The sequence below is a fragment of the Azospirillum sp. B4 genome (genome assembly GCF_000333275.1).
Taxonomy (GTDB): domain Bacteria; phylum Pseudomonadota; class Alphaproteobacteria; order Azospirillales; family Azospirillaceae; genus Nitrospirillum.
Window position 1 is genome coordinate 1 of record NZ_BACU01000537.1, and the last position, 9,794, is coordinate 9,794.

A 9,794-nucleotide genomic window follows, 5' to 3' on the forward strand; every position below is an offset into this window, starting at 1 on the left:
CATGATTTCGCTGCTGCTGGGAACTGACGGGGCCAGGGCTATTGGGACCCGCTGTTCGCTGAGGCATCGCCGCTTTCCTGGTCTGGGGCGCCGTCGGTATCTCACGCACGGCGTTGGACGTGCTGATGGACCGCGAGCTGCCGGACGTGGACCGGACACGGGTGGCGGACCTGGTGAATGCCCACCCCGCGTCGCGCGGCCTGCACGACCTGCGCACCCGCTCCACTGGCGTGGGACAGCACATCGAGTTCCACCTGGAGCTGGACAGCCACCTCAGCCTGGCCGAGGCGCACGACATCACGGATGAGATCGAATCATCCGTGCGCGCCGCGTTTCCCAACGCTGATGTCACCATCCACCAGGAACCGGCCGGCTTGGATGACGAGCGGCTGGACCATCGCCTGCGCCCCCGCCGACACTAACCCGGTATTAAGCTCGCGCGGTTCAAGGGTCTATTGTCGCTAGGATGGGTACCCCTTAAAGTGTGGTTGTGTGTTCACGGGGCGAACATCACTTGACAATCCCTGTGCACTTGTGCCCAAGCGCGCCCCGCCCTGTGCGACACGTCACAGACCTGTGGATGAGGTGGGGTTAGTTTGGCCGCGATGGAATTCGGGGCTTTGGTTTATGGGTTTCACCGTTACCTTCTGGGGTGTCCGCGGGACCGTCCCCTGTCCGATGGCCAGTCATCTTGAGTATGGTGGCAACACCAGCTGCATCGAGGTGACGGCGGGCCGCCGCACGCTCGTACTGGACGCCGGCACCGGCCTGCGGTCCCTGGGCAAGAGCCTGCGGTCAAGGGGCATCAATGATGTCACCCTGCTGCTGACCCACACCCACATCGATCACATCAACGGCTTTCCTTTTTTCGAGCCGTGCTACAGCACCGACTTTTCCATGCGGGTGATGGCGGGCCACTGCCAGGGCGCGCACTGCATCCAGTCCGTGATGGAAAAGCCCATGGATAGCTGCCTGTTCCCGGTGCCGTTGCAGAAATTGCGCGCCTCGCTGGTGTTCGAGGATTTCCGTCCCGGCGCCACCCTGGACCTGGGCGACGGGATCACCGTGCGCACCGCGCCGCTAAACCATCCCGGCGGCGGCACCGGCTACCGCATCGAGTACGATGGGCGCAGTTTCTGCTACGTCACCGATACGGAGCATGATCCCGACCGCATGGACGCCAACGTCCTGGGCCTGATCCAGGACGCCGACCTGGTGGCCTATGATTGCTCCTACACCGATGAGGAGTTCGCGGGCCGCAGGGGGTGGGGCCATTCCACCTGGCGCGAGGGTGTGCGCCTGGCGCGCGCCGCCGGTGTCGGCCGTCTGTGCCTGTTTCATCACGATCCAGACCATGATGACGTGCGCATGAAGGCCATCGAGGCCGAGGCGCAGCAGGAATGGCCGCGGTGCTTCGCCGCACGCGAAGGCCTGCAGGTGGACATGGCGGCGGAATCCGCCCCCAAGAAGGGTGCCGCCGAAGCCGCGGCCTAATCCATCCGACTGATTTCCTAGGCGCATTTCCCGCTTGCCGGCGGGGTGGCGGCACTGTAGCGCTGACGCCCATGACCCCGCTGATCCTCATCACCTTCGCCGTCGTCTACCTGGGCATGGCCATTGGCTATCTGCCGCGGCTGAAGGTGGACCGCACCGGCATCGCCATGCTGGGCGCCATCGTCCTGCTGGTGGCGGGCGCGGTGACGGAGGGGGCGGCCATCAAGGCGATCGACTTCCCCACCCTGTTCATCCTGCTGGGCCTGATGATCCTGTCGGCGCAGTTCGCGCTGTCGGGCTTCTACGACTGGTGCGCCTGGCGCCTGGCCAATGTGCCGTGGAAGCCGGAGGCGCTGCTGGCCGCCGTGGTCGGCGTGGGGGGCGGGCTGTCGGCCCTGCTGGCCAATGACGTCGTCGTCTTCGCCATGACGCCGCTGTTGTGCGCCGGCCTGCGGGCGCGGGGGCTGGACGCCCGGCCCTATCTCATCGCCCTGGCCGGCGCCGCCAACGCCGGTTCCGCCGCCACGGTCATCGGCAACCCCCAGAACATCCTGATCGGCCAACTGGGCCACTTGGACTTCTGGCGCTTCCTGGCCGCCTGCGGCGTGCCGGCCCTGCTGTCGCTGGTGGTCGTCTACGTGGTGGTGGCGCGGGTGTGGCGGGGGCGCCTGGCGGATGGCCTGCCGCCATCGCCACCCACGCCGCCCGGGACGCCCGGCGCCTGGCAACTGTCCAAGGGCCTGATCGGCATCGCCGTGCTGTTGGTCTTGTTCACCACGCCTTTTCCCCGCGACGTCGCCGTGCTGGGCGTCGCCGGCTGCATGCTGATCAGCCGCCGCTTCGCCAGCCGTGACATGCTGGGCTTGGTGGACTGGCACCTGCTGGCCCTGTTCGCCGGCCTGTTCATCCTGACCGGCGCCCTGGCTGATACCGGCCTGCCGGCCCAGTTGGTGGACCAGCTTGCCGCCGCCGGCCTGCCGCTGGACCGATTGCCCTTCCTGGCGGGCTTCTCCGTCCTGGCCAGCAACACCATCGGCAACGTGCCGGCCGTGGTGCTGCTGATGAAGGTGTGGGCCCAGCCGCCGCAGGGGGCGCTCTATGCCCTGGCCCTGTTCTCCACCCTGGCCGGCAACCTGCTGCTGCCGGGCAGCCTGGCCAATATCATCACGGTGGAGCGGGCCGCCGCCGCCGGCGTCACCCTGGGCTTCCGCGAGCACGCCCGCTGCGGCATCCCCATGACGGTGCTGTCCTTGGCGCTGGCCGCCCTATAGCAGGTGGCGCTTGGCCACATCGCGGCCTGGTGAGGGGAGGGGCGATGCGACGCCGCGTTGTCATCACCGTGGCCTGCCTGGCGGTGCTCGCCGCCTGCGCCTACCGGGGCGACCGGCGCTGGAACGTGGACATGGCGCTGCTGACCCGGGGCAACCCGTCGTTGGCGCAGCAGCAGGCCCTGGTGCGGGACAAGGAAGCGCATTTTCCTGAAACCTTGCGCGCCTGCGTGGCCACCCACGATCCGGACCACCTCGCCGAGGTGGAGGCGGGCCGGGACTATCCGATTTCGGATTGGCACGGCGGCCGGGTCCACGAGGCCGTGCTGGCCTGCATGCGCGACCAGGGCTGGGTCACCACCTCCACCAGCCGACTGTCGCCTCCGGACTAAGCCGCTCCCGGCCCCAATGCCAAATTGTCGATCAGGCGGGTGCGGCCCAGGAAGGCGGCGACCAGGGCGCGGGCCGGTCGGTCCACCCGTTCCAGCGGTGCCAGCGTCTCGGCGTCGACCACAGCGACGTAGTCGATTCGGGTGAAGCCGGCGGCCGTCAGCGTGTCGGTGGCCTGGGCGATGGCCGGGGCCACCGGCTGGCCACCGTCGCCCAGGGTGTCGCGCAGGTGGCGTAACACCTGGCTGATGGTGACGGCCTGCTGCCGCTCCTCCGCTGATAGATAGCGGTTGCGCGATGACAGGGCCAGGCCGTCCACCTCGCGCACCGTGGGCACGCCCTCGATACGCACGGGGATGTCCAGGTCGGCCGCCAGGCGGCGGATGACCGCCAGCTGCTGGTAATCCTTCTGGCCGAAGCAGGCGACATCGGGCAGGGCCTGCAACAGCAGCTTGGTCACCACCGTTGCCACCCCCTGGAAATGGCCGGGGCGGAAGTGGCCCTCCAGCGGCACCGCCACCGGACCCACGTCCACCGTGGTGGTGAAGCCCGGCGGATAGATCGCCTCCACCCCCGGCGCGTACAGCAGATCGCAACCGGCGCCGGCCAGCAACCGGGCGTCGCCCGCCTCATCGCGGGGATAGCGGCTGAAATCCTCGTTGGGGCCGAACTGGGTTGGGTTAACGAAGACGCTGGCCACCACCCGGTCGGCCAGGTCGCGCGCCCGGCGGACCAGGGTCAGGTGCCCTTCGTGCAGGGCGCCCATGGTGGGCACCAGGCCGACCCGCAGGCCTTCCTTGCGCCAGGCGGCGACACGGGCGCGCAGCTCGTCCGGGGTGCGGACGATGGGCGGCGAGGGGGGGAAGGGCGGGGCCATGGCGGCGGTGTCCGTGCTCATGGCCCGGCATTTAGCGATGGGTGCGGCGGCCGGGCAAGCGCTTTCCGGTTCCCGTCCGGGCGCGCGGGTTCTCACAGCCACCAGGCCGCGCCGGCGTCTAGGAAGACGGATAAGGTTAATCCTTCTTCTCCGGTGCCGGCGGGCTGGTTTCCGTGCCGCTGGGTGATGCCACCTGAACCTCACTGGCTGGCGCGCCTTGCAGGGCGTAGGCGACGTCGTGCCCCCGGGCATGGAAGGCGAGCTTCAGCCAGCGGCCGGTGTCGTCGTACCAGAAATCCACCTTGCTGGTGGCGGGCGGCGGGTTGGTGATGAAGCTCAAGGTATAGTGGGTGGCGGCGATGGCGCCGCCACCGGCGTGGATGACCTCCTCCCCGTCGCGGTCCACCTTCACGTCCATGACCACGCCGCGGATCGTATCCAGCATGCGGGTGGCTTTCGGTGTGCCGGGATTCCAATAGCTGGTGGGAAGGATATCGGCCGGCGCCGTCACCTTGCCGTGGGAACTTTCGACCGCGAAGCCGTCGGCCACGGCATGGCCCCGGACCCAGTCGGTGTCGCCGTTGTCGTTGGTGTCGCTTTCCAGCGCCGCCAGCCGGCCATTGTGCCAGATCTCATGGCTGGTGTGGTGGTAACGGTAAGCGGTGATCATCAGCAGCTTGGCTTCGAAACTGATGTCTACGTCCACCACGGTGTCGCCGTTGGCCGCCCTGGCCACGGTCACCCGGTGATGGCCCAGCGGCGTGTTGCGACCATAGTGGGCGGCGAAGTCCAGTGACTGTTCCACCGTCGTGTCGGGGGTGGAGGGCATGGGCGTGGAGGCGGCCGGCCCCAGGTCCGGGGGCGTGGCCGTACTGGCGGCGTGACCGGCCCCTCCCCATATCAGGGCGGTGCTGATGACAAGCGCCTGTCGCAGGATCGGCGTATTGAAGTCTCGTGGCATCGCGCGTCCCTTCGATGCGATGGTGCCCCCCGGCCTTGGCCGCGTCCGGTGTGCTGTGTTTCCGGACACGACTACGAACGGTAACATAGCTTAGTTCACGGGCGCGGACAGGAAACCCGTTCCTTCCGTGCTATGGTTCGCCTGAATGGCAGTGCAGGAAAGGCTGGAATGATGTCGGTGGCCACCCAAAGCTCTAGCCCGCATGTCCATGCGGCCCCCCTCAAGGGCGGGCATGACCACCCCGGCCCCCAGGGGGGTGCGCATGACCACAAGGCGTGCGTGGGGGATGCCCTGACCCGGGCGCACAGCCTGTGCGAGGCCCGGGGGGCCCGCCTGACCACCTTGCGGGCACGGGTGCTGGAACTGGTGTGGTCCAGTCATAAGCCGCGGGGGGCCTACGCCATCCTGGAAGAGATGGCGGTCGACGGCAAACGTGTGGCGCCGCTGACCGTCTATCGGGCCCTGGATTTCCTGGTGGAGCAGGGATTGGTCCACCGCATCGAGTCGCTGAACGCCTATGTCGGCTGCCCGGAACCGGGCCAGAGCCACGCCGGCCAATTCCTGGTGTGTGAACGCTGCGGCGATGCCGCCGAACTGAACGACGCCGCCGTGGCCAACGCCATCACCGCCGGCGCCGCCGCCCGCGGCTTCCGCGCCCTGCGCCAGACGGTGGAGGTCCTGGGCCTCTGCCCCGCCTGCCAAGCGGCGGGCTGACGCCCCGCCTGTCCATTTCCCTTGAAGACGTAAGGATCGCAGACCCGTGACCGCCGTATCCGCCGCCCGCCTGCCCATCTCCGTCCTGACCGGTTTCCTGGGCAGCGGCAAGACCACGCTGCTGTCCCGCATCATCCGCGACCCGCGCATGGCCCGCACCGCCGTTATCATCAATGAGTTCGGCGAGGTTGGGCTGGACCATCTGCTGGTGGCCAAGGCGGATGAGAACACGGTGCTGATGGATTCGGGCTGCATCTGCTGCACCATCCGCAGTGACTTGGCCGACACCCTGCGCGACCTGTACCTGCGCCGCCTGCGCGACGAGGTGCCGGAGTTCGACCGCGTGGTGATCGAGACCACCGGCCTGGCCGACCCGGCACCCATCCTGCACACCCTGATGACCGATCCGCTGGTGGCGGCCCGCTTCCGTCTGGACGGGGTGGTCACCACCGTGGACGCCGTCCATGGCATGGGCCAGCTGGACGCGCAGGAGGAAAGCCTGAAGCAGGCGGCGGTGGCCGACCGGCTGGTGCTGACCAAGACCGACATCGCCACGCCGGCGGCGGTGGATTATCTGAAAGAGCGGCTGGCGGAGCTGAACCCGGCCGCCGTGCTGGTCGACGCCCAGACGGAGGAGGCGCTGCCCGTCCTGCTGTTCGATGCTGGGCTCTACAACCCGGAAACCAAGAGCCTGGACGTGCAGCGTTGGCTGCGGGCGGAGGCCTATGACGACCACGGCCACCATCATCATGACCACCATCACGGTCATGATGACGACGACCATGACCATGCGGATTGCGACCATGACCACGGCCATTGCGCGCATGACGACCATGACCACGACGCCAACCGCCATGACGAGGCCATCGGCGCCTTCTGCCTGACCTTCACCGAACCCCTGGTTTGGGATGAGCTGGTGGGCTTTCTGGAGACGCTGGCCCGCCTGCGCGGTCCCGACGTGCTGCGGGTGAAGGGCGTGCTGAATGTGCGGGAAAGCGACCAGCCCATCGTCATCCACGGCGTCCAGCACCTGTTCCACCCGCCGGTGCAGCTGGACGCCTGGCCCAGCGATGACCACCGCAGCCGCATCGTCTTCATCACCCGCAACGTCAGCCGCCAGGTGGTGGAGACGCTGTACGCCAGCTGCACGGGCAAGAGCGTGGGGTGAGGCTCAACCCCACGTCGGGAAATGAGGAAGGCGGCAGAAGGGCATTCCCCCTGCCGCTTTCTTTTTGGCGTGCCGGATCAGACCGCGAGGGCCACCTCCGGGGCGCGGCGATAGCCCTGGACGAAGGCCCACGACCAGCCGGCGAAGTAGCCGACGCTGAAGCCCGACACGCCGATGTCCAGGGCAATGGCCGCGTCATGCAGGTCGGGGCGCACGGCGGCCAGGACGTTCAGGACGTAGTGGGAACCGAACAGGAAGATGTTGCGGGCAAGGGGGATCCAGCTGCCCTGCTGGCGCACCAAGCCGCGCGCCCGGTCCACCTCGATGCGGATGGTGGACAGGCGGGCCAGCATCAGGCCGACGGCGGCGCCGGCCGCCCATTCCAGCAGCACCGGGCCCATGGGGCCGGGGCGGGTGATCAGGCCGTACAGGCCCCAGATGATGAACACGCCGGGGATCAGCCAGACCCGGCCCGTCTGCTGCACGTTGGTCCGCAGGCGCCGCACCCCCATGAAGACCAGGAAGGCGAACAGCGCGAAGATCCAGACGGGGGTGTGGCTGACGATGCGGGCGATGATTTCCATGATGACGCGGGCTCCGATTGCATGTGCCCGGCGGACGTGTCCGGTGGGCGGGCCAAGTGGTTGATGGACCTAGCCTTCGCCCGGCTGGCCCGCCGCCGGCAACGTCGCCTTCGCGGCCTGCTTGACGGATTTCGTGAGTGACTGGTAAAGGCGGTTCGCGAAGCGTGAACGGATGAGGCCGGCTTTGGCGGCGGAACGCGGGATGGAACGGGGGGCTGACGCGGGTGTCGCCAACAGGCGGCCGCCGGGCAGCCTTGCCGGCATCGTCACCGTCAACCCTCCCGCCTGGATGCGCAGTTGGGGCGGCATCGTGGCGCTGGCCCTGGTGCTGGCCATGTTCGGGCCCTATGGCACCTTCCTGTCCATGGATGCCGTTCCCCGCATGGCGTTCTGGTGCGCCTCCGCCGTGGGCGTGGCGGCCATGGCGCGGACGGGGCATGCCGGGCTGCGCCTCTGGTCCATCGCCGCCGCCTGGCCCGCCTGGCAGCGGCGGGGCGTCGCCGCCCTGATCGCCTCGCTGCCCGCCACGCTCTGGATCATGCTGCTGTTTGGCCTGTTCACCCGGGTGCCGATGGGTACCTTGAACTTCTGGCGAACCTGGCCGCAGGTCGCGATCACCACCCTGGTGTTCGCCGTGATCCTGGGGCGGAGGGATCCGTCGCCGCCGGAGGCGGTGGCGCCCGCATTCACGGCCGATCCGGCCGCCGTCGTTTCGATGGCCGCGCCCCTGGTCGAAGCCCCACCGGCGCCCGCCGCCGATCCGGCCGCCGCCTTCCTCGCCCGCGCCTGCCCGCGTCTTTCCGATGCGCGGCTTCTGGCGCTGGAGGCGGAGGACCATTACCTGCGCATCCATACCGACCGGGGGTCCGATCTGGTGCTGATGCGCCTGCGCGACGCCGCCGCCGAACTGGGGGAGGAACGCGGGATGCAGGTCCACCGCTCCTTCTGGGTGGCGCGCGAGGCGGTGGCGGAGGCCACCGTGCGTGGACAGGCGGCGCAGCTGCGACTGACAGACGGCACGCTGGTGCCCGTCAGCCGCACGGCCCTGCCGCGCCTGAAGGCCGCCGGCTGGCTGGAGGCCAAGGCAACGGAAGGCTAAGCCCGCCCGGCGTTTGGGGGCGTGAACGATTTAGGCCGGCGACCACCGGCCCCGCGGATTTCCCGGGGGCAGATCTCCGAGGAGCGTCAGCGGACTGGAAATCGAGGAAGCCCAAGCCCGCGGACGCGGGTGCCCGGCGTTTGCAAAGAGGGAACAAGCGATGACCATGCGTGTCCTGGTGCTGGGCGCCGGCGCCACCGGCGGTTTCTACGGCGGCCACCTGATGATGGCGGGGGAGAACGTCACGTTCCTGGTGCGGCCCAAGCGCCATGCCCAGTTGATGGAAAATGGCCTGGTGGTGATCAGCCCGCAGGGCAAGATCACACTGCCGGTGCAGGCCGTGACCCGGGTCAACAAGCCCTTCGACCTGGTGCTGCTGTCGTGCAAGGCCTACGACCTGGACGCCGCCATCGAGACCATACGCCCGGCGGTGGGACCGGATACGCGCATCCTGCCGCTGCTGAACGGCATGAACCATCTGGAAAAGCTGGACGCCGCCTTCGGGGCGGAGCGGGTGATGGGTGGCCTCTGCCACCTGACCATCACCATGGACGCGGACGGCACCATCCGCCACCTGCACGCCTTCAACCGCTTGACCTTCGGTGCCCGTCATCTCGTCCAGGCGCCGGTGGCGGAGGCGTTGGCCCAGGCCTACGCCAAGTGCCCGATCACCGTGGTCAACAGCCCCGACATCGTTCATGAGATGTGGGAGAAATTCTACTTCCTGGCGACGCTGGCCGGCAGCACCACCCTGATGCGCGCGCCCATCGGCGCCATCCTGAAGGCGCCGGATGGCCTGGCCTTCATCACCGGCCTGCTGGACGAATGCACCCGTGTGGCGACGGCCGCTGGCCACCCGCCCAGCGCCGAGCGCGACGCGGAGTCCCGTTACCACCTGACCATGCAGGACAGCACCCTCTCCGCCTCCATGATGCGCGACATCGAGAAGGGCGGCCCGACGGAGGGGGAGCATATCGTGGGCGACCTGCTGCGCCGGGGCCGCGAGCTGGGCCTGGAGTTGCCCCTATTGACCCTGTCCGCCACCCACCTACGGGCCTATGAGGCGAGGCGGACGGGCTCGTGAGACAGACTGGCAGTTGAGGGATAGGAAAAAGCCCGGAGCATCCCCGAGGCTTTTTTCATTTCACTGCAGCATCGGCTCACTGCAGCATCGGCGTGCCGGTTTCGATTTCCACCAGGGCCGCCAGCATGGGGACGGCGATGTCCTTGCCCTGGGTG

11 protein-coding genes are annotated in these 9,794 nt (G+C 68.5%); 8 read left to right on the top strand and 3 right to left on the bottom strand.

All coding sequences use genetic code 11. From position 1 onward, the window contains the following. The first annotated feature begins 125 nt into the window (after positions 1-125). The 4 genes from I55_RS24170 to I55_RS24185 all read left to right on the top strand — a co-directional run bounded on the left by I55_RS24170 (position 126) and on the right by I55_RS24185 (position 3,154). Positions 126-422: a cation transporter dimerization domain-containing protein gene (locus I55_RS24170; RefSeq protein WP_083901390.1), complete on the top strand. Its 297-nt coding sequence runs from the start codon at positions 126-128 to the stop codon at positions 420-422. A gap of 205 nt (positions 423-627) precedes the next feature. Beyond that, a complete protein-coding gene (locus I55_RS24175; protein ID WP_044563254.1) occupies positions 628-1,494 on the top strand; it encodes an MBL fold metallo-hydrolase in 867 nt (288 codons plus the stop codon). A gap of 71 nt (positions 1,495-1,565) precedes the next feature. Next, positions 1,566-2,765, top strand: a complete 1,200-nt coding sequence (locus I55_RS24180; protein WP_044563256.1) for an SLC13 family permease — start codon at positions 1,566-1,568, stop codon at positions 2,763-2,765. 44 nt (positions 2,766-2,809) lie between these two features. After that, positions 2,810-3,154 (top strand): hypothetical protein, encoded by a 345-nt coding sequence (locus I55_RS24185; protein ID WP_044563259.1) that lies wholly within the window; start codon positions 2,810-2,812, stop codon positions 3,152-3,154. On the opposite strand, the gene panC is transcribed toward I55_RS24185, so the two are convergent. After that, positions 3,151-4,050, bottom strand: a complete 900-nt coding sequence (gene panC / locus I55_RS24190; RefSeq protein WP_252181295.1) for a pantoate--beta-alanine ligase — start codon at positions 4,048-4,050, stop codon at positions 3,151-3,153. The two genes, I55_RS24185 and panC, sit on opposite strands and share 4 nt — an antisense overlap. Positions 4,051-4,165: 115 nt before the next feature. After that, positions 4,166-4,990: a DUF6134 family protein gene (locus tag I55_RS24195; RefSeq protein ID WP_044563261.1), complete on the bottom strand. Its 825-nt coding sequence runs from the start codon at positions 4,988-4,990 to the stop codon at positions 4,166-4,168. A 171-nt stretch (positions 4,991-5,161) separates the two neighbouring features. On the opposite strand from I55_RS24195, the gene I55_RS24200 reads away from it, so the two are divergent. Both I55_RS24200 and I55_RS24205 read left to right on the top strand, forming a co-directional pair. After that, on the top strand, positions 5,162-5,704 hold the full coding sequence (locus I55_RS24200; protein WP_083901391.1) for a Fur family transcriptional regulator: 543 nt from the start codon (positions 5,162-5,164) through the stop codon (positions 5,702-5,704). A 46-nt stretch (positions 5,705-5,750) separates the two neighbouring features. After that, positions 5,751-6,872, top strand: coding sequence for a GTP-binding protein (locus I55_RS24205; RefSeq protein ID WP_044563263.1), 1,122 nt, complete (start codon positions 5,751-5,753; stop codon positions 6,870-6,872). A 77-nt stretch (positions 6,873-6,949) separates the two neighbouring features. On the opposite strand, the gene I55_RS24210 is transcribed toward I55_RS24205, so the two are convergent. Then, entirely contained in the window at positions 6,950-7,456 is a 507-nt protein-coding gene (locus I55_RS24210; RefSeq protein WP_044563265.1) for a DUF6622 family protein, read from the bottom strand. Positions 7,457-7,658: 202 nt separating this feature from the next. Here I55_RS24210 and I55_RS24215 point away from each other — a divergent pair, with 202 nt between their 5' ends. Further along, positions 7,659-8,555 carry a LytTR family DNA-binding domain-containing protein gene (locus I55_RS24215; protein WP_049974451.1) on the top strand — a complete coding sequence of 299 codons (897 nt, stop codon included), beginning with the start codon at positions 7,659-7,661 and terminating at the stop codon, positions 8,553-8,555. Between the two features lie 160 nt (positions 8,556-8,715). Next, entirely contained in the window at positions 8,716-9,639 is a 924-nt protein-coding gene (gene panE / locus I55_RS24220; RefSeq protein WP_252181297.1) for a 2-dehydropantoate 2-reductase, read from the top strand. Positions 9,640-9,794 lie beyond the last annotated feature (155 nt).